The following is a 17,107-nucleotide window of genomic DNA, read 5'->3' on the forward strand; positions in this document are numbered from 1 at the left end:
ATCGCCCTACACGGAACCGTGTCCCCGGGTTCCGGGAACGCCGACGACCGCGGCCACGTTTGGTCGGACACGCACATGGTCACGCTTCCGCGGGGCGCGCCGGTCAGGATCGATGCGGGCAGGATCGACGCAGGCAGGACCGATCGGCGGGATCCGGAAGCGTTCGCGGCGCGACGGCGCAGCGATCTGGGTCGTCCTCGCCCTCACCTACATGGTCTTCGCCGGCTCGGTGAGCCTGAACGAGGGGATGGCCGCCGTCGGATGCGCCAGTCTCGGCACGCTCTGGTGGTGGGGCGTCGGACGGCGCGGCGGGCTGCGCTTCCGCTTCGACCGGGCGTCGCTCCACCCGCTCGGCCCGGCCGTCCGCGACATGCCGCGCCAGACCGCCCGCGTCGGGCTGCACCTCCTGCGCGCGATCCTCGGTCGCGCCGGCGGCGGCGCGACCCGCGAGCGGAGCGCCGCCGAGATCGCCTGGGCCACGCCGGAGGGCGACGCGGCGCCGGCCGCTCGGGCGGTCGGGCTTCTGGCCGCGTCGCTCGCCCCCGACAGCTACGTGCTCACCCTCGACCGCGCGCACGGAACCGTGGTGACGCACGGCCTGGAGGAGGCGCGATGAGCGTCTGGACGGTCGCCATCCTGGCGCTGCTGCCGCCGCTCGCGGTGGCCGCGGTGCTCGCGTGGCGGGGCAGACCCGGTCAGCGTTTCGCCGCCTACCAGCTCGCCGGCAGCGTCACGGTCCTGATCCTGACGCTCATGGCTTTCGCCACCGATCAGGCGTCGATCACCGATCTCGCCCTCACCCTGGTCCTGCTCAACCTGCCCGGCACGATGCTGCTCGCGGTCTTCCTGGAGCGCTGGATATGAGCGTCGCGATCGGCTCGGTCCTGGCTCTCGCCGTGGCGTCCGCGTGGCTCGCGGCCCTCGCCCTCTGGCGCCTGCCCCGGGCGCTCGACCGGATTCACGCCCTCGCGTTCCTGAACGTGGCGGCCTCGATCCTCGTGACGGTGGCGGCCTTCCTCGCGGACGGCGTCTCCGGGCGCTCGCTCAAGATCCTGGTGATGATGGTGGTGTTCCTCGCCTGGGCGGCGGTCCTGTCGCACGTCTCGGGCCGGGCCGTGCTGATGCGCGAGGGCCGCTCGGCATGACGGTCATCCTGCCGCTGCTCTTCCTGCTCACCGCGGTCTCCGGCACCGCCGTGGTCCTCGTGCGCGACCCCGCGCGGCAGGTCTTCGCCATCGCGGTCAACGGGCTCGTCCTGGCGATCCTGTTCGACGCCCTCCAGGCCCCCGACGTCGCGCTCTCGGAGCTGGCGGTCGGTTCGGCGGCGGTGCCGCTCCTCTTCCTCGTGGCCCTGATGGCCGTGCGGACGCAGCCGCCCGAGGAGGAATCGTGAGCCCGCGCGCCCGCGTCGCGCTCCTGGCCGTCGCGGGCCTCGTCCTCCTCCCGGGCGCGGCCGCGGTGATCGCCGGCCTGCCGCCCTTCGGATCGACGATCGCCCAGTACGGCGCGCGCATCAACGCGATTGTCCCGGAGGCCCGGCACGTCGCCAACATGGTGAGTGCCATCAACTTCGACCTGCGCGGCCTCGACACCCTCGGCGAGGAATTCATGCTGCTCGCCGCCATCACCGGGACGGTGGTGCTGCTGCGCGGGCGGCGCGGCGAAGGCAGCTCCGAGCGCGCCATGCGCCGGCCCGGCCGGGCCGTGATCCCGCGCTCCGAGGCGGTGGTGCTGGCGTGCCGCGTCGCCGGCCCGCTCACCGCGCTGTTCGGCCTCTACGTCGTGCTGCACGCGACCGTCACGCCCGGCGGCGGCTTCCAGGGCGGCGTCATCCTCGCCTCCGGAACCCTGCTGATCTACCTCGGCGAGGGCTATGCCGGCTGGCGCGACGCCATCCGCAGCCACTGGCTCGACGCGCTGGAGGGGGGCGGCGCGCTGCTCTTCGCGCTGTGCGGGCTGGTGCCGATGCTCACCGGCGCCGCCTTCATGCAGAACATCCTGCCGCTCGGCACCTTCCGCGACCTGTTCTCGGGCGGCCTGATGCTGGTCGAGAATCTCGGCGTCGCCCTCGCGGTGATGGGCGGCTTCACGCAGCTCTTCCTGGAATTCATGGAGGAGACCCGCGCGGCCGACGCGCCCGAGGAGCCGGGGGAGGAATCCGCGTGAGTGCGGTCACCAGTGTCCTGCCCTACGGTGTCGCCGCGTGGCTGTTCGGGATCGGCCTCTACGGCATCGCCACGAGCCGCAACTTCATCCACCTCGTGGGCTGCCTCGGCGTGTGCCAATCGGCGACCTACGTGCTGCTGCTCGGCCTCGGCTATCGCTGGGGCAGCATCGCGCCGATCTTCTACGACCATCCGCCGGGGACGCCCGCCGTGGACCCGGTGATGCAGGCGCTGGTGCTCACCGACATCGTGGTCGGCGCGACGCTCACCGCCCTCCTCCTCGTCCTGACCATCCAGGCCTACAAGCGCGGCGGCAGCCTGGACCCGGAGAAGCTCCGGCCGATGCGCGCGGGCGGCAAGTCCGGGCGCGATGCGGGATCCGGCCGCGTGCGCGACGCGTAGCGGAACGCCCCGTGACCGCCTTCCCGGCCGCCCTCCTGCCCCTGCCCGTCGCCGTCCCGCTCGTGGTCTGCGCCGCGATGCTGGCGACCGCGCACGTCCTGCCCGGCCGCCTGCCCGACATCCTGGCGACGCTGGCGGCGCTCACCGTCGCGGTGCTCTGCGGCGTCATCGCCACACACGCCGCCGACGGGCCGCTGGTCTACTGGTTCGGCGGCTGGGAGCCGCGCGACGGCGTCCATCTCGGGATCGGCTTCTCGGTGGACGAGGCCAGCGGCTGGGTCGCGGCCTTCATCGGGCTGCTCTACGCGCTGACCTTCGTGTTCGCCTGGGGCTTCTTCGACCGCACCCACGGCCACTTCCACATCCTGATGCTGCTGTTCCTGGCCGCCATGGTCGGGTTCTGCTTCACCCGCGACATGTTCAACCTGTTCGTGTGGTTCGAGGTGATGAGCGTCGCGGCCTTCGCGCTCACGGCCTACCACCTGGCGGAGTCGTCGCTGGCGGGCGCCATCAACTTCACGGTGGTGAACAGCCTCGCGGGCTTCCTGATGCTCGGCGGCATCGGGCTGATCTACGCCCAGACCGGCACGCTCGACTTCGAGGGCATCGCGGCGGCGGTGGCGCGGGGCGGCCGGGATCCGGTGGTGGCCGGGGCGTTCTGCCTCGTCGCGGCCGCCCTGATGATCAAAGGCGCGATCGTGCCGTTCCAGTTCTGGCTCGCCGACGCGCACGCGGTCGCGCCGAGCCCGGTCTCGGTGATCTTCTCCGGATCGATGGTCTCGCTCGGCCTGTTCGGCCTCGCGAAGGTGAGCGCCGTCGCGTTCGGCGGCTCCGATCAGGTCCAGCACGCCCTGCCGGGGCTCCTCATCGGCCTGGGCAGCTTCACCGCCCTCCTGGGCGGCTGGATGGCGCTGCTGCAGCGGCACCTCAAGCGGCTGCTCGCCTTCTCGACCATCTCGCATGCCGGCATCATGCTCACCGGCCTCGGCGCCCTCTCGGTCGACGGGACCGGCGGGATGCTCGTCTATGTGGTCGGGCACGGGCTGGTGAAGGGCGCCCTGTTCATGATCGCCGGCATCCTGCTCGCCACCCAGGCCAGCATCGACGAGATCGCCCTGCGCGGCCTCGGACGGGGGATCTGGCCCGCCGGCATCGCCATGGCCCTGGCCGGGCTGCTGCTCTGCGGCCTGCCCCTCGGCGTGCTCGACCAGGGCACGCGCCTCGTCCAGGGCGCGCTCTGGCAGCAGGGGTACGGGGTGGCGCTGGCGGCCGGTGCCATCGGCGCGGCGCTGACCGGGGCCGCGGTGCTGCGGGCCGCGGGCCGGATCTTCCTCGGGCTCGGGTCCGATCCCGGCGACGAAGCCGGCGCCCCGAGCGCGGACGAGCGCGAGAAGGCCAACCGGCCGCTCTGGCTGATGCTGGCGCCGTGCTGCCTTCTCCTCGCGCTCGATATCGGTCTGCCGGCGGCTCTCATCGAGCACGCCCTCCCGCGGGCGGCGTCGGCCTTCATGCACCGGCCGACCGTGCACGCGCTGGCGGAGGGGCCCGGCTGGCTCCCCTGGGCCTCGGTCGCCGCCGCCCTGGCCGGCGCGGGCTTCGGGCTGTTCCGCAGACACCTGCCTGCGTTCGTGGTCCGGCCGGTCAGCGCGACGCAATCGGCGCCGACCCGCGTGCTGGAAATGCTCCATAGCGGCTTGATCGGCGATTACGCCGCCTGGCTCGCCGTGGGCGTGGCGGCGATCGCGGCCGTGCTGGCCATAGCCTGAGCGCGCCGGTCGCCGCGCGCCTCAGCCGAGGGGCTCACGCGGGCTCGAGCCGGCACAGGCCATCGGCCAGCGGCTCGCTCGAGTATGCTTTCGGGAAACGCCTGGGGGAAATGGTGCCGCAAGAGGGATTCGAACCCCCGACCCCCTCATTACGAATGAGGTGCTCTACCAGCTGAGCTATTGCGGCCCTGGCCCCGACGGGACCGTCGGCGGCGCGCGGTGACCGGCGCCGGACGTGGCAGGCTCATAGCGGCCCGGCCTGCGTTAGGCAAGGCCACAGCCGGCGCTCGCGGGCGTCAGGCGGCTTGGTCCGACGCCAATTCATCCTGCAGGAACGCCGCCACCTCCGCCCGGTCCACGCCGGGGGCGATGAAGCTCTGGCCGATCCCCCGAGCGAGGATGAAGGTCAGCGCGCCGTCGCGGACCTTCTTGTCCTGGGTCATCGCGTCGAGGAGCGCCTCGGCGTCGCCGCACCCGCCTGGAACGGCCTGCAGACGGGTCGGCAGGCCGGCGAGCGCGAGATGGTTGGCGACCCGGCCCGCATCCTGTCCCGCGCAGAGCCCGAGGCGTGCCGAGAAGCGGAAGGCGAGCGCCATCCCGATCGCGACGCCCTCGCCATGGACCAGGCGGGCGGAATCGTAGCCGGTCAGGCGCTCCAGGGCGTGGCCGAAGGTGTGACCGAGATTGAGCAGCGCACGCTCGCCGTCCTCCCGCTCGTCGCGGGTGACCACCGCGGCCTTGGCCCGGCAGCAGGCGGCGACCGCCTGCTCGCGCTCCGGGCCGCCGGCGAAGATCCCGCGCCAGTTCGCCTCGCACCAGTCGAAGAAGCCCGGATCGGCGATCAGCCCGTACTTGGCGACCTCGGCGTAGCCGGCGCGCATCTCGCGCTCGGACAGGGTGTCGAGGGCGGCCGTGTCGGCCAGGACGAGGCGCGGCTGGTGGAAGGCGCCGATCAGGTTCTTGCCCAGCGGCGCGTTGATGCCGGTCTTGCCGCCGACCGAGGAATCGACCTGCGCGAGCAGGCTCGTCGGCACCTGCACGAAGCGCACGCCGCGCCGCAGGGTGGCAGCCGCGAAGCCCGCGAGGTCGCCGACCACGCCGCCGCCCAGCGCCACGACGAGGTCGCCGCGCTCGACCTTGAGGGCGAGCAGACCGTCGCAGACCTCCGCGTAGCCCGCGTAGGATTTGGAGGCCTCGCCCGGCGCCACCGTCACCACGCCCGCCTGGAGGCCGGCGCGCTCCAGGCTGGTCCGCAGCCGCGCGGCGTAGAGCGCGCCGACCGTCGCGTCCGTCACGATCGCCGCCCGGCGGGCCCCGAGCGCGGCGACCGCGGTGCCGGCGGTGTCGATCAGCCCGCGCCCGATCTGGATGTCGTAGGCGCGGCCGGCGTCGAGGGGCACGTGGACGGTCAGGAGGTCCGGACGGGGCTCGGTCATGGATCGGTTCGCTCGGGTCTCACTGGGCGGCCACGGGGATGGATCCTTCGCCGCTGAGATGGGCATCCAGCGCCTCCAGCACGTCCTGGACGACCCGGTCGTGCGAGACCTCCCGCGAGATGACCATCACGTCGGCGGCGGCGTAGACCGGGTGGCGCACGGCCATCAGGTCGCGCATCGTCGCCTCGGGATCCTCGGTCTGCAGCAGCGGGCGGTTGCCGCGCTTGCGGACCCGCCGCATCAGCACGTCCAGATCGGCCTTCAGCCAGACGGAGACCGCCGATTCAGCGATGCGCGCGCGGGTCGCCTCGCGCAGGTAGGCGCCGCCGCCCGTCGCCAGGACCAGCGGGCCGGCCCGCAGCAGGCGCGAGATCACCCGCTCCTCGCCGTCGCGGAAGCTCGGCTCGCCGTAGATCGCGAAGATGTCGGGGATCGTCAGGCCGGCCGCGGCCTCGATCTCGATGTCGGCATCCTTGAAGATCAGCCCGAGGCGGCTCGCCAGACGTCGGCCGACGGTGCTCTTGCCCGCTCCCATGAGGCCCACGAGCACGATCGAGCGCAGGCCGAGCGCGCGGCGCAGACGCGCCTCGATCGGTTCCCCCGCCTCCTCCCCGCTCATGGCCTCCTGCATCGACTCCTGCATCGCATCCGTGCGGCGTCCCCGCCTCTCCACCGGCCCCCGCGCGCCTGTCGCCCGGGCAGCCTCACATCCTGCGGCAGGCTCTTAGCGCGATTCAAGCGGCCTGCGAAACGCATCCCTGTGTCGTCGTGGGCCTTGTCAGCGCCTCGTTCACGTGGTCGAACCCGGGCATCGGCGGCGGCTCGGAGAAGGCCTTCGCCCGCCCCCTCCCCGCCGCCAGCGCCCGTCTGCCCGAGGTTCGACCGACGTGCCGACCCTGTTCCGTTTCTTTGCCACCCTCGCGATCCTGGCGGGTCTGGTCTACGCGGCCATGTTCGCGCTCGCGCATTTCGTCCAGCCGACGCCGCGGGAGATGAGCGTGACCATCCCCGCCTCGAAGCTGCAGCCGGGCAACCGTTGAGCGGGCCGGAGGGCAGCGGCGACGCCGCCCGGGCGCCCCGCCCCGAGGTCGCCGAGTACCTCGACATGCTGGCCGCCGAGCGCGGTGCCGGGCTGAACACCCTGAGCGCCTACCGCCGGGACCTGGACGATTACCTCGACTATCTCGCGCGCTCGGGCACGGCGCTCGGCGACGTGGAGGCCGGCACGCTGCGGGCCTTCCTGATCGACCTCGAGACCCGGGGCCTGAAGGCGTCCTCGGCGGCGCGGCGCCTGTCCTGCGTGCGCGGTTTCCACAAGTTCCTCTACGCCGAAGGCGGCGCCGAGAGCGATCCGAGCGTCGCGGTGTCCGGTCCGCGCCGCGGGCGCGCGCTCCCCAAGGTCCTGTCCATCGCGGAGGTCGACCGGCTGCTCGCCACGGCGCAGGCGGCCGCCAGCGCCGATCAGGCCCCCGGCCCAGCCCGGCGGGCACGCCGGATGGCGTGCCTGCTCGAGCTGCTCTACGCCACGGGCCTGCGCGTCTCGGAACTGGTCGCCCTGCCCCGCGCGGCGGGCGCGACGCGCGAGCGCTACCTCATCGTCAAGGGCAAGGGCGGCCGCGAGCGCCTCGTGCCCCTGACCGATGCGGCCCGCACCGCGATGGCGGCGCATCTTCCGGCCGTGCCGGAGGACAACCCGTGGCTGTTTCCCGCCGACAGCGACAGCGGCTATCTCACCCGTCAGGCCTTCGCCCGCGATCTCAAGGTGCTGGCCCCGGCGGCGGGGCTCCACCCGGATCGGGTGAGCCCCCACGTGCTCCGCCACGCCTTCGCGAGTCACCTCCTGCAGAACGGCGCCGACCTGCGCATCGTCCAGGAGCTGCTCGGCCACGCCGACATCTCGACGACGCAGATCTACACGCACGTCCTCGACGAGCGCCTGAAGGCGATGGTCCGCGATCTGCATCCGCTGATGGATGGCTGAGCGCTGCCGGGCGGATGGTGTGGCAACTCTCGGTCGGTCGCCCCAATTGTATACGTTTAGCGAACTGCCTAGAAGTAGCCCCTCGCCATACCGGTACGCGAGCCAGCCTTTACCAGAGAGAGTTTTCCTATGTCAGGCCCCACGGCCTCGCAGATCGGCATCGAGCCGGATCGAGCGGGGCACACGCGTGCCGACCAGCTTTCGCAGCGGGAGCGGCAGCGCCTCGACAACCAGCTGTGCTTCGCGGTCTACGCCGCCGCGCACGCCTTCGGCCGCGCCTACCGCAACCTCCTGGGTCGCCACGAACTGACCTATCCGCAATACCTCGTCCTGCTGGTCTTGTGGGAGCAGGACGGATTGTCGGTCAAGGAGATCGGGAACCGCCTGTTCCTGGATTCGGGTACGCTGACGCCGCTCCTGAAGCGCCTGGAAGCCTCCGGGCGCGTGCGCCGCGCCCGCGACCGGGTCGACGAGCGTCAGGTCAGCATCTTCCTCACCGCCGCCGGCGAGGCCCTGCGCGAGGAACTCGCCTGCCTGCCCGACGAGGCGGGGGGCATGACCGGTCTCGATATCCAGGGCCGCAAGGACCTGCTTCAGGATCTCGTCACGCTCAGGCTGAGCCTGCAGGCCGGCCTCACGCCCGACTAGGACGCGGCCGGAGCCCCGGGAGCGGCCGGGCGGCCGCTCCCGGTTCGTGCCGATCTTCGCCTCTCAGGACTGCGTCTTGAGGTAGGCGATGACGTCGTTGATCTTCTTGTCGTCGGGGTAGCCCTGGAAGATCATCTTGGTGCCGGGCACCTTCGCCTTCGGGTTCTTCAGCCACTCGTGCAGGTTGGCCTCGTCCCAGGTGATGCCGGAGTTCTTCAGGGCGGCGGAGTAGTTGTAGCCCTCGTAGGTGCCCGCCTTGCGGCCGACGACGCCCTTCAGGTCGGGACCCACGCCGTTCTTCTGGAAGTTGTGGCACGCCTTGCAGGGGGCGAACGCCTTCTCGCCGGCCGCGGCGTCGCCGGCGTCCTGGGCCTGCGCGGCGAGAGGCATCACGACGGCAAGGACGGCGCCGAAAACGAGTGAACGCATGGATTTCCTCCTGTTGGCCGCCGCTTGGGCAGCGATGCGGGCAGAGCTTGCCTGCCTGGAACAGCTCTAAATGAATGTGCCCGGCGCGCGCAACGGCCCAGTCTGGGATAGCCGTCATCCGGGGCCGGTTGGCGGCTGCTGCGGGCCGCCGCCCCACTCAACACCGCGTGAACGGATTGGCTCCGTGCGACGGCGCGCGGCGCCGTTCCCTCAGATCCCGTGATAGGTCCGATACCAGTCGACGAAGCGCCCGATCCCGGTCTTCAGGGGCGTGGCGGGCCGGAAGCCGGCGTCCCGCACGAGGTCGTCGATGTCGGCGTAGGTCGCCGGGACGTCCCCGGGCTGCATCGGCAGGAGGATCTTCTCCGCCTTGCGGCCCAGGGCGTCCTCGAGGAGCGCGATCATATCCAGGAGCGCCACCGGCTCGTTGTTGCCGATGTTGTAGATCCTGTAGGGGGCGGAGCTGGTCCCGGGATCCGGCGCCGCGCCGCTCCACGCGGGGTCGGGCGCGGCCGGCCGGTCGGCCAGGGCCCGGATCCCCGCGACGATGTCGTCGATGTAGGTGAAGTCCCGGAGCATCCGCCCTTCGTTGAACACGCGGATCGGTTCGCCCGCCAGGATCGCGCGGGTGAACAGGTACAGCGCCATGTCGGGCCGGCCCCAGGGGCCGTAGACGGTGAAGAAGCGCAGGCCCGTCGTCGGCAGGCCGTAGAGATGGCTGTAGCTGTGCGCCATCAGCTCGTTCGCCTTCTTGGTCGCGGCGTAGAGGCTGAGCGGATGGTCGACGTTCTGGTGCACCGAGAACGGCATCGCGGTGACGCCGCCGTAGACGGAGCTGGAGGACGCGTAGAGGAGGTGTCCCACGCCGCCGTGGCGGCAGGCCTCGAGGATGTTCAGGAAGCCGACGAGGTTGCTCGCCGCGTAGGCGTGCGGATCGGTGAGCGAGTAGCGCACGCCGGCCTGGGCCGCGAGGTGGATCACCGTGCGGAACGCGTGGCGGCGGAACAGCGCGTCGAGGCCGTCGCGGTCGGCGAGGTCGAGGCGCGCGAAGCTGTAGCCCGGGAAATCCGCGAGGCGTTGCAGCCGGGCTTCCTTGAGGCGCACGTCGTAATAGGCGTTGACGCTGTCCAGCCCGACGACCTGCCGGCCGTCCTCGAGGAGGCGCAGGGCGAGCTGGTTCCCGATGAAGCCGGCCACGCCGGTGATCAGAACAGGTGGCAGGGACATGCGCGCGGACCGACGGGCTGACTGGCCGCCCGGGGGGCGAGCTGTAGCATGGGGTATGGGCGCGACAAATCGGTGCCCGACATGAGCCTGCCGACATGAGCCTGCCGACATGAGCCTGCCGACGCTCCGAGCGGCCTGTCGTGCGGGCGCGTGACGCGCTAGGCTCGCGGCTGCCGTGCAGCCCGATCCGAGACCGCTCCCCGACAGCCTGACCCGCCTGCTCACCGTGCCGGAGCAGCGCCCGGTCCGGGCGCGTCCCGAGCCTTCGCGGAGGGAGCGGGCTTCGGAGCCGCGCTCCGCACACGCGGCGCTGGAAGCGGCGATCCTCCGCGGCTTCGTGTTCGGTCTCTCGGGGCTCGTCTGGCTCGTCGTGCTGGCGCTGTCGGTCCGGCATATCGCGCACTGACCGTGCCCCGAGTCCCCCGCAGTCCCGGCGTGACGCTGTGGATATCGGTGGTGCGCCTGTTCGCCCGCGTCCTCAATCAGTACGCGAACAGCCAAGTTCGCTATTGAGGCGGCCAGACCGGGGGCGGCTCGACGGCGAGGATGGGACGATGTCTCTGACAGGGCGTTTCTGGTTCCGGAAGACCTGGACAGGGCGGCTGGTGCTCCTGGTCGAGGAGGAGCGCCCCCGCTGGTTCGGCCGCGGCTCCGGCAAGCCGCGCTGGCGCAACGCCAAGCTCCTCGATTTCGCCGAGCCCGAGCTGCGGCCGCTCATGGCGATGGAGAAGCAGCACCGCGCGGGCGGTTCCACCGGCCAGGTGCGGGCGCTGCGCCCGGTCCCGACCGCGCCGGCCGCGCGCGCCGCGCACGGCTGAGGGCCGAGGCAGGGGGGCGCGCCGCATCTGGTCCGACGCGCGGCCATCACCACCTGTCGTGGGTCGCTCCGCCCGGGGCGGCACCCCTGCAATCGGTGAAGACCATGCCGCGCTACTTCTTCCACACGCAGATCGGCGAGGACGTCATCTCCGACCCGACCGGGATCGAGCTTCGGGATCCGGACGCGGCCTGGGAGGCGGCGCGGGAGACGATCCGCGCCGCCCTGCGCCAGCCGCAGGATCAGGCCCGGCTGATGACGGCGTGCCTCGTGGTCACGGACGACGACGGCGAGGTCGTGCTGGAATTCCCGTTCAGCGAGGCCGTGGCGCTGCCCGCCGACGCGGACCCGACGCGTCACTGAGATCGGCGACGCGCGCGCTCCGCGCCCTACATCGCGCCGCAGCCCACCGGAACGGAGCTGCGCCCGTATGGATACGCCACCGAACGACCTCGATGCCCGCGCCCTCGGCCGGGCCGCGCCCGCCAAAGGGCTCGCCCGGGAAGCCTGCCCCTACGCGGAGGGGACGGAGGCGCGCGCGCTCTGGCTGGCCGGTTACGACGCGGCCCTGGCGGAGGGCGAGACGCCCGTGACCGGCGGTCTCGCCAAGCACCCGGTCGACGGGTCGGCCCGCTGATGGACGCCCGGACCGCACCGCATCCCGGCGCGCATCATTCGACTCTCGACCGCAAGTCGGTCGGGGCCGTCGTCCTGGGCAACGCCCTCGAATTCTACGACTTCACCGTCTACGCCTTCTTCGCCAAGCCGATCGGCGAGGCCTTCTTCCCGGCGAACGACCCGACCCACAGCCTGCTGGCATCGCTCGCCCTGTTCGGCATCGGCTACGTCATGCGGCCCATCGGCGGTGTGCTGATCGGCGCCTTCGCGGACCGGGCCGGCCGCAAGCCCGCGATGCTGATCACCATCGCGCTGATGGCCGTCGGCATGCTCATGCTGGCCGCCTGCCCCTCCTACGCGACGATCGGCGGCTGGGCGCAGGTCATCGTCATCGCCGGACGCCTCGTGCAGGGCCTCGCCCTCGGCGGCGAGGTCGGTCCCTCGACCGCCTTCCTGCTGGAGGCCGCGCCCCCGGACCGGCGCGGCTTCGTGACGAGCTGGCAGATCGCCAGCCAGGGCTGCGCCGCCCTGTTCGCCGGGATCATCGCGACCGCCCTGGCGCTCGCGGTCGGCGACCAAGCGATGGCGCAGTGGGGCTGGCGGCTGATGTTCGCCCTCGGCCTGTGCGTCGTACCGGTCGGCCTCATCATCCGCAGCCACCTGCCCGAGACCGCCGGCGCCGAGGAGGATCCGCACGCGGCGGCCTCGACGATGGCGGTGGTCGGCCGGCTCCTGCGCGAGCACGGCCGCCTGCTGGGCCTGACCTTCCTGGTCATCGCGGCCTCGACCGTGTCGAACGCGGTCGGCACCAACATGCCGGTCTTCGCAGGCGCGACCCTCGGCCTGAGCGAGACCGCCGCCACGGCGGTGCCGATCGCCCTCGGGCTCGCCTCGGTGATCTTCCCGCTGCTCGGCGGCTGGCTGGCCGACCGGTACGGGCGGCGACCGGTGATGATCTGGCCGCGGGCGCTGATCCTGATCCTGGCGGTCCCGGCCTTCGCCTGGGTGGTGCGGGCGCCGAGCGCTGCCAGCGTCTACGCGGTCACCTTCCTGCTCTCGGCGCTGTCGTCCATCAACGCGGCGGCCGTGATCGTCGGCATTCCCGAGGCCCTGCCGCGGGCGGTGCGCAGCGCCGGGTTGTCGATCGTCTACGCGGTCTCCGTCTCGGTGTTCGGCGGCAGCACGAACTACGTGGTGAACTGGCTGATCGCCGCGACCGGCGACCGGCTCGCGCCGGCCTACTACCTCGCCGCGTTCAGCCTCGTCGGGACGATCGCCGCGTTCCTGCTGCCCGAGACCCGCGGAAGGGACCTCGACGCCGACGCGGAGGCCTGAGTCGGTCGCGCCGGGGCGTTCCGCATTATGTATGCACGTGCTGCATCAGGGCGGGTCATCCATGCGCCCATCGCGGGGCCGACACCGAGCGGATGTGCGCCCGCGCACGGATCTCGCCGCGGAGAGGCCGGTTGCCCGAGCCAACGCTAGGTGTGCAGGCGCGGCGGGCCTAGATCGGCCCGATGCCCAAGTCCCTCGAGACGCGCCGCCCGCTGGTCCTCGCCGCGGTGATGGCGTCGATGTTCATGATCGCCATCGAGGCGACGATCGTCTCGACGGCGATGCCGCAGATCGCCGGTCATCTCGGCGACCTTCACCTCTACGCCTGGGTGTTCGCGTCCTTCCTGCTGACGCAGACGGCCACCACGGTGGTGTTCGGCAAGCTCTCGGACCTCTACGGACGCCGGCCAGTCCTGCTGTTCGGCATCGCGGTGTTCCTGGCGGGCTCCCTCCTGTGCGGGCTCGCGTGGTCGATGCCCTCGCTGATCCTGTTCCGCCTCATCCAGGGCGTCGGCGCCGGGGCGATCCAGCCGGTGAGCCTGACCGTCATCGGCGACCTTTACGCGGTGCGGGAACGCGGCAAGGTCCAGGGCTACCTCGCGAGTGTCTGGGGGATCTCGTCGGTGGCCGGCCCGCTGGTCGGCGGCCTGATCATCGGCCACCTGAGCTGGCCCTGGATCTTCTGGATCAACCTGCCGATCGGCGTGATCGCGGCCGGCCTGTTCCTGTGCTTCCTCCACGAGGGCGTCGAGCGCCGCCCGCGCCAGATCGACGCGATCGGTGCGGCCCTGTTCACCGCCGCCATCGCGGCGCTGATGATCGCGCTGACCGAGGCGGGCGAGTCGGCCGAAGCCGCCCTGTGGCCGGCGGTGGCCTTCGTGGTGGCCGCGACTCTGTTCGTCGTCCAGGAGCGGCGCGCGCCGGACCCGATGCTCGACATCCGCCTGTGGTTGCAGCGCCCCATCGCGACCGCCAACACCGCGACGCTGCTCTCCGGCATGACGGTGATCGGGCTCACGGCGTTCCTGCCGATGTACGTGCAGGGCGTCATGCGGCAGTCGCCCCTGATCGCCGGACTGACCCTGACCCTGATGGTGCTCGGCTGGCCGATCGGCGCCACGACGGCGGCGCGCAGCTTCGTGCGGTTCGGCCTGCGCCCGATCCTGCTGGTCGGCGCGACGCTCCTGCCCCTCGGCGCGGTCGCCTTCGTGGCTCTCGGGCCCGATACCTCCCCGGCGGTGGCGGCCTGCGGCTCGGTCGTGATGGGGCTCGGCATGGGCTTCCTGTCCACGGCCGCCATCGTGATCATCCAGGACAGCGTCGCCTGGGCGCAGCGCGGGGCGGCGACGGCCTCCAACATCTTCTCGCGCAACCTCGGCTCGACCCTCGGCGCGACCGTCCTCGGGGCGGTGCTGAATTACCGGCTCGCGAACCCGTCGAGCGGCCCGGCGGTGAACTCCGATCAGCTGCGGCGCCTGCTCGACGATCCGGCAAGTCTCGGGGCCGGCGGCGAGGCGATCCGGGCCGGCTTGGAGCACGCCCTGCACGGCACGTTCTGGACGGTGTTCGCCGTGGCGGGGCTGACCCTGCTCCTGTCGCTGCTGGTCCCGCCGGTGGCGATCTCCGACCGGCCGCGCGAGCTCGCCGTCGAGTAGGGGGCGGCATTCGCCGAGGGAGAGGCGCCGCAGGCGCGGCGCCGGCCGAGCGATCCCGTCTCCACAGCGGGCCTTTGACTGTCCCGCCGGAGGCCCCTAGCGTCGGCTCATGCCCCTCGTGCCGCCCCCGCGCCCCGCAGCCCAGCAAGCGGCGGACATCCCGCCGACCAGCGTGCTCAACGCCAACCAGCCGGAATGGTCGGTCGGCGAGCTCGCGGGCGCCCTGAAGCGCACCCTCGAGGACGCCTTCGGGCACGTCCGGCTGCGCGGGGAGATCTCGGGGTATCGCGGCCAGCACGGCTCGGGCCACGCCTATTTCTCCCTGAAGGACGGGCAGGCGCGGATCGACGCGGTGGTCTGGAAGGGCGTGTTCGGACGCCTGCGCCAGCGGCCGCAGGAGGGGTTGGAAGTCGTCGCCACCGGCCGCATCACGACCTTCGCGGGCAAGTCCTCGTACCAGATCGTCATCGAGAGCCTGGAGCCCGCGGGGCTCGGCGCCTGGATGGCGCTCCTGGAGGAGCGCAAGAAGCAGCTCGCGGCCGAGGGCCTCTTCGCGCCGGACCACAAGCGGCCGATCCCCTACCTGCCGCGGGTCGTCGGCGTCGTCACCTCGCCGACCGGCGCGGTGATCCGCGACATCCTCCACCGGCTGGAGGACCGCTTTCCCCGTCCGGTCCTCGTCTGGCCGGTGCGGGTCCAGGGCGACGGCGCGGCCGAGGAGGTCGCGGCCGCGATCCGCGGCTTCAACGCCCTCCCGGCCGGGGGGCCGATCCCGCGCCCGGACGTGCTCATCGTGGCCCGCGGCGGCGGCTCGATCGAGGATCTCTGGGCCTTCAACGAGGAATGCGTCGTCCGCGCCGCCTTCGCGAGCGCGATCCCGCTGATCTCGGCGGTGGGGCACGAGACCGACACCACGCTGATCGACTACGTCTCGGACCGCCGCGCGCCGACCCCGACGGGCGCCGCCGAGATGGCGGTGCCGGTCCGCGCCGACCTGATCGCCACGGTGGCGGACCTGTCGGCCCGCGGCCGGGGGGCGGTCGGGCGCCGGATCGACCGCGACCGGTCGGACCTGCGCGCCCTCGGACGCGCCCTTCCGAGCGCCGACGCCCTGCTGGCGGCCAAGCGCCAGCGGCTCGACCTCGCCGAGGCGCGCCTCGCCCCGGCGCTGGCGGCGGGCGCGAGCCGCCACCGCGCGCGGCTCCAGCTGCTCCTCGACCGGATGGCCCGCCGCTCGCCCGACGTGGCCCTCGCCAACGCCCGCGCCCGGCTGGCGCGGATCGACCACCGGCCGCTCCACGCCCTGCGCAACGACGTCCAGCGCAAGGGCGAGGCCCTGGTCCAGCTCGGGCGCCGCCTCGTCGTCGCACGCGAGGCCAGCCTGGAACGGGCCCGGGCGCTGCAGGCGCGCCGCACCGACCGGCTCCTCGCCTTGTCGGAGCGCCTCGCCCAGGCGGGCGCGCGCGGGATCGAGCGTCGTCGCGACCGGCTCGACGGTCTGGCGGGCCTGCTCGGCTCACTCAGCTACCGCGCGGTGCTCGACCGGGGCTACGTGCTGGTACGCGACGCCGCGGGGCTGCCCGTCCGCCGCGCCGCGGAGGCGGCGGCCGCCCAGCGCCTCAGCCTGCAATTCGCCGACGGGACCGTGACGGCCGTGCCCGATGGGACTGCCGATCCGTCCCTGTCGGCCGCTCCATCCCCGTCCGCGAAGCCCGCCCGGCGCGGCGGCGCGGCCGCGCCGGCGACGGCCGGCAAACGGACCGGCGCGAGCCCCGCCCCGACGCGGCAGGGCTCGCTGTTCGACGCCTGAAACGGTCGCCGCGGCCGGATGTAAGGGCCGGCCCGCGACCCCCCGCGTCTCAGCCGGGCTCCGGTCCGACCCGGTAGTGATAGCGGTACAGTTCGCGCTCGAATCCGAGTGCTCTGTAGAGCGCCCGCGCCGGCGTGTTCGCGGCCACGACCTGCAGGCAGGCGGCCCGGGCGCCCTCCCCGCGGCCCCAACGCAGCAGCGCGCCGACCGCGCGCCGGGCATGGCCGCGGCCGCGCAGGGGTTCGGGCGTCGCCACCGCCTCGATGACCATCAGCTCCCGGTCGAGCACCCCGAAGGCGATGGCGCCGATGCCCCCCGCGGCCGCTGCCGCCGCGAAGGCCCGCGGCAGGGCCAGGGCGGCGACGGTGTCGCGGAACACCCGCGCGGCCGCTTCATCCGCGCGGTTCACCGCGTCGCGCAGGGCCAGCCAGTCCGGCCCGGGCGCCGCGGCGACCGCCACGGCCGGATCGGGCGCAATCGGCAGGTCGTCGAGACTGCGGATCAGCGTGCAGGTCTCGTCGACCACATCGTAATCGCCGCCGGCGAGGAGCGGCTCCATCTGCGGGGCGATGGCCGGCACGCGGAAGATCGGGCGCTGCCCCAGGCGGCCGTAGATCGCGCGCGCCGCCGCGATGGCCGGTCCGGGCGCGCCGCTCCCGCGCATGGGGTTCACGGAATTCTGCCGCTTCGAGCGGCCGCCGGCGGCGCGCAGCAGGTAGCCGTGGACCAGGAGCTCGCGCGGGCTCGGCCAGGCGTTGAGGCAGGCCTCCTCCACGCGCCAGGCCTGTTCGAGATCCGCCATCGCCGCCTCCTCCGAT

The 17,107-nt window shown here is 72.8% G+C and carries 22 protein-coding genes and 1 tRNA gene; 17 read left to right on the plus strand and 6 right to left on the minus strand.

What is annotated here, in order from left to right; all coding sequences use genetic code 11:
* Window positions 1–112 precede the first annotated feature (112 nt).
* The 7 genes from LXM90_RS20185 to LXM90_RS20215 are packed head-to-tail and all read left to right on the plus strand — an operon-like array spanning window position 113 to window position 4,333.
* Window positions 113–616, plus strand: coding sequence for a hypothetical protein (locus tag LXM90_RS20185; RefSeq protein ID WP_020093420.1), 504 nt, complete (start codon window positions 113–115; stop codon window positions 614–616).
* Window positions 613–864, plus strand: a complete 252-nt coding sequence (locus tag LXM90_RS20190) for a monovalent cation/H+ antiporter complex subunit F (protein WP_020093421.1) — start codon at window positions 613–615, stop codon at window positions 862–864. Before LXM90_RS20185 ends, LXM90_RS20190 begins: the two co-directional genes overlap by 4 nt.
* Complete coding sequence (locus tag LXM90_RS20195) at window positions 861–1,145, plus strand: monovalent cation/H(+) antiporter subunit G (RefSeq protein ID WP_020093422.1); 285 nt, start codon at window positions 861–863, stop codon at window positions 1,143–1,145. The genes LXM90_RS20190 and LXM90_RS20195 overlap by 4 nt, the downstream gene beginning before the upstream one ends.
* Window positions 1,142–1,393 carry a Na(+)/H(+) antiporter subunit B gene (locus tag LXM90_RS20200; protein ID WP_020093423.1) on the plus strand — a complete coding sequence of 84 codons (252 nt, stop codon included), beginning with the start codon at window positions 1,142–1,144 and terminating at the stop codon, window positions 1,391–1,393. Before LXM90_RS20195 ends, LXM90_RS20200 begins: the two co-directional genes overlap by 4 nt.
* Complete coding sequence (locus LXM90_RS20205; RefSeq protein ID WP_234081022.1) at window positions 1,390–2,166, plus strand: MnhB domain-containing protein; 777 nt, start codon at window positions 1,390–1,392, stop codon at window positions 2,164–2,166. The genes LXM90_RS20200 and LXM90_RS20205 overlap by 4 nt, the downstream gene beginning before the upstream one ends.
* Entirely contained in the window at window positions 2,163–2,567 is a 405-nt protein-coding gene (locus LXM90_RS20210; protein ID WP_234081023.1) for a sodium:proton antiporter, read from the plus strand. The genes LXM90_RS20205 and LXM90_RS20210 overlap by 4 nt, the downstream gene beginning before the upstream one ends.
* Before the next feature lie 11 nt (window positions 2,568–2,578).
* Window positions 2,579–4,333 (plus strand): complex I subunit 5 family protein, encoded by a 1,755-nt coding sequence (locus tag LXM90_RS20215; protein ID WP_234081024.1) that lies wholly within the window; start codon window positions 2,579–2,581, stop codon window positions 4,331–4,333.
* 111 nt (window positions 4,334–4,444) lie between these two features.
* On the opposite strand, the gene LXM90_RS20220 is transcribed toward LXM90_RS20215, so the two are convergent.
* From LXM90_RS20220 to LXM90_RS20230, 3 genes are all read right to left on the minus strand, one after another.
* A tRNA-Thr gene (locus LXM90_RS20220) sits at window positions 4,445–4,520 on the minus strand.
* Window positions 4,521–4,629: 109 nt separating this feature from the next.
* Window positions 4,630–5,769, minus strand: a complete 1,140-nt coding sequence (gene aroB / locus LXM90_RS20225; protein ID WP_020093427.1) for a 3-dehydroquinate synthase — start codon at window positions 5,767–5,769, stop codon at window positions 4,630–4,632.
* A 19-nt stretch (window positions 5,770–5,788) separates the two neighbouring features.
* A complete protein-coding gene (locus LXM90_RS20230) occupies window positions 5,789–6,412 on the minus strand; it encodes a shikimate kinase (protein WP_020093428.1) in 624 nt (207 codons plus the stop codon).
* A 244-nt stretch (window positions 6,413–6,656) separates the two neighbouring features.
* Between LXM90_RS20230 and LXM90_RS20235 the strand changes: the two genes are divergently transcribed.
* The 3 genes from LXM90_RS20235 to LXM90_RS20245 all read left to right on the plus strand — a co-directional run bounded on the left by LXM90_RS20235 (window position 6,657) and on the right by LXM90_RS20245 (window position 8,398).
* A complete protein-coding gene (locus LXM90_RS20235; protein ID WP_012317685.1) occupies window positions 6,657–6,809 on the plus strand; it encodes a hypothetical protein in 153 nt (50 codons plus the stop codon).
* Window positions 6,806–7,750 carry a site-specific tyrosine recombinase XerD gene (locus tag LXM90_RS20240; RefSeq protein WP_020093429.1) on the plus strand — a complete coding sequence of 315 codons (945 nt, stop codon included), beginning with the start codon at window positions 6,806–6,808 and terminating at the stop codon, window positions 7,748–7,750. Before LXM90_RS20235 ends, LXM90_RS20240 begins: the two co-directional genes overlap by 4 nt.
* Before the next feature lie 129 nt (window positions 7,751–7,879).
* Window positions 7,880–8,398 (plus strand): MarR family winged helix-turn-helix transcriptional regulator, encoded by a 519-nt coding sequence (locus tag LXM90_RS20245; RefSeq protein ID WP_020093430.1) that lies wholly within the window; start codon window positions 7,880–7,882, stop codon window positions 8,396–8,398.
* Window positions 8,399–8,461: 63 nt separating this feature from the next.
* Here LXM90_RS20245 and LXM90_RS20250 read toward each other — a convergent pair whose 3' ends face one another.
* Entirely contained in the window at window positions 8,462–8,827 is a 366-nt protein-coding gene (locus tag LXM90_RS20250) for a c-type cytochrome (protein ID WP_020093431.1), read from the minus strand.
* A 210-nt stretch (window positions 8,828–9,037) separates the two neighbouring features.
* Window positions 9,038–10,054, minus strand: a complete 1,017-nt coding sequence (locus tag LXM90_RS20255; RefSeq protein WP_026604971.1) for an NAD-dependent epimerase — start codon at window positions 10,052–10,054, stop codon at window positions 9,038–9,040.
* Between the two features lie 175 nt (window positions 10,055–10,229).
* Between LXM90_RS20255 and LXM90_RS20260 the strand changes: the two genes are divergently transcribed.
* From LXM90_RS20260 to xseA, 7 genes are all read left to right on the plus strand, one after another.
* The gene (locus tag LXM90_RS20260) at window positions 10,230–10,460 is read left to right on the plus strand and encodes a hypothetical protein (RefSeq protein WP_020093433.1); all 231 of its coding nucleotides are present in this window, start codon (window positions 10,230–10,232) and stop codon (window positions 10,458–10,460) included.
* 148 nt (window positions 10,461–10,608) lie between these two features.
* Window positions 10,609–10,872 carry a hypothetical protein gene (locus tag LXM90_RS20265; RefSeq protein WP_020093434.1) on the plus strand — a complete coding sequence of 88 codons (264 nt, stop codon included), beginning with the start codon at window positions 10,609–10,611 and terminating at the stop codon, window positions 10,870–10,872.
* Window positions 10,873–10,976: 104 nt separating this feature from the next.
* A complete protein-coding gene (locus LXM90_RS20270) occupies window positions 10,977–11,234 on the plus strand; it encodes a DUF6894 family protein (protein ID WP_020093435.1) in 258 nt (85 codons plus the stop codon).
* A gap of 67 nt (window positions 11,235–11,301) precedes the next feature.
* Complete coding sequence (locus LXM90_RS20275) at window positions 11,302–11,508, plus strand: ribosome modulation factor (protein WP_020093436.1); 207 nt, start codon at window positions 11,302–11,304, stop codon at window positions 11,506–11,508.
* A complete protein-coding gene (locus LXM90_RS20280) occupies window positions 11,508–12,824 on the plus strand; it encodes an MFS transporter (protein ID WP_020093437.1) in 1,317 nt (438 codons plus the stop codon). Before LXM90_RS20275 ends, LXM90_RS20280 begins: the two co-directional genes overlap by 1 nt.
* A gap of 182 nt (window positions 12,825–13,006) precedes the next feature.
* Complete coding sequence (locus LXM90_RS20285) at window positions 13,007–14,479, plus strand: MDR family MFS transporter (protein WP_020093438.1); 1,473 nt, start codon at window positions 13,007–13,009, stop codon at window positions 14,477–14,479.
* Between the two features lie 109 nt (window positions 14,480–14,588).
* Window positions 14,589–16,289 carry an exodeoxyribonuclease VII large subunit gene (xseA, locus tag LXM90_RS20290; RefSeq protein ID WP_020093439.1) on the plus strand — a complete coding sequence of 567 codons (1,701 nt, stop codon included), beginning with the start codon at window positions 14,589–14,591 and terminating at the stop codon, window positions 16,287–16,289.
* 49 nt (window positions 16,290–16,338) lie between these two features.
* Here the strand turns inward: xseA and LXM90_RS20295 are convergent, their stop codons facing one another.
* Window positions 16,339–17,091 carry a GNAT family N-acetyltransferase gene (locus LXM90_RS20295; RefSeq protein WP_020093440.1) on the minus strand — a complete coding sequence of 251 codons (753 nt, stop codon included), beginning with the start codon at window positions 17,089–17,091 and terminating at the stop codon, window positions 16,339–16,341.
* Window positions 17,092–17,107 lie beyond the last annotated feature (16 nt).

It is taken from the genome of Methylobacterium oryzae, from assembly GCF_021398735.1.
Taxonomy (GTDB): Bacteria; Pseudomonadota; Alphaproteobacteria; order Rhizobiales; family Beijerinckiaceae; genus Methylobacterium.

Bases quoted from the DNA above. Each gene is read 5' to 3' on its own strand.
- LXM90_RS20185 (WP_020093420.1), top strand. From the start codon at position 113: ATGCGGGCAGGATCGACGCAGGCAGGACCGATCGGCGGGATCCGGAAG.
- LXM90_RS20190 (WP_020093421.1), top strand. From the start codon at position 613: ATGAGCGTCTGGACGGTCGCCATCCTGGCGCTGCTGCCGCCGCTCGCG.
- LXM90_RS20195 (WP_020093422.1), top strand. From the start codon at position 861: ATGAGCGTCGCGATCGGCTCGGTCCTGGCTCTCGCCGTGGCGTCCGCG.
- LXM90_RS20200 (WP_020093423.1), top strand. From the start codon at position 1,142: ATGACGGTCATCCTGCCGCTGCTCTTCCTGCTCACCGCGGTCTCCGGC.
- aroB (WP_020093427.1), bottom strand. From the start codon at position 5,769: ATGACCGAGCCCCGTCCGGACCTCCTGACCGTCCACGTGCCCCTCGAC.
- LXM90_RS20230 (WP_020093428.1), bottom strand. From the start codon at position 6,412: ATGCAGGAGTCGATGCAGGAGGCCATGAGCGGGGAGGAGGCGGGGGAA.
- LXM90_RS20245 (WP_020093430.1), top strand. From the start codon at position 7,880: ATGTCAGGCCCCACGGCCTCGCAGATCGGCATCGAGCCGGATCGAGCG.
- LXM90_RS20250 (WP_020093431.1), bottom strand. From the start codon at position 8,827: ATGCGTTCACTCGTTTTCGGCGCCGTCCTTGCCGTCGTGATGCCTCTC.
- LXM90_RS20255 (WP_026604971.1), bottom strand. From the start codon at position 10,054: ATGTCCCTGCCACCTGTTCTGATCACCGGCGTGGCCGGCTTCATCGGG.
- LXM90_RS20265 (WP_020093434.1), top strand. From the start codon at position 10,609: ATGTCTCTGACAGGGCGTTTCTGGTTCCGGAAGACCTGGACAGGGCGG.
- LXM90_RS20270 (WP_020093435.1), top strand. From the start codon at position 10,977: ATGCCGCGCTACTTCTTCCACACGCAGATCGGCGAGGACGTCATCTCC.
- LXM90_RS20275 (WP_020093436.1), top strand. From the start codon at position 11,302: ATGGATACGCCACCGAACGACCTCGATGCCCGCGCCCTCGGCCGGGCC.
- LXM90_RS20280 (WP_020093437.1), top strand. From the start codon at position 11,508: ATGGACGCCCGGACCGCACCGCATCCCGGCGCGCATCATTCGACTCTC.
- LXM90_RS20285 (WP_020093438.1), top strand. From the start codon at position 13,007: ATGCCCAAGTCCCTCGAGACGCGCCGCCCGCTGGTCCTCGCCGCGGTG.
- xseA (WP_020093439.1), top strand. From the start codon at position 14,589: ATGCCCCTCGTGCCGCCCCCGCGCCCCGCAGCCCAGCAAGCGGCGGAC.
- LXM90_RS20295 (WP_020093440.1), bottom strand. From the start codon at position 17,091: ATGGCGGATCTCGAACAGGCCTGGCGCGTGGAGGAGGCCTGCCTCAAC.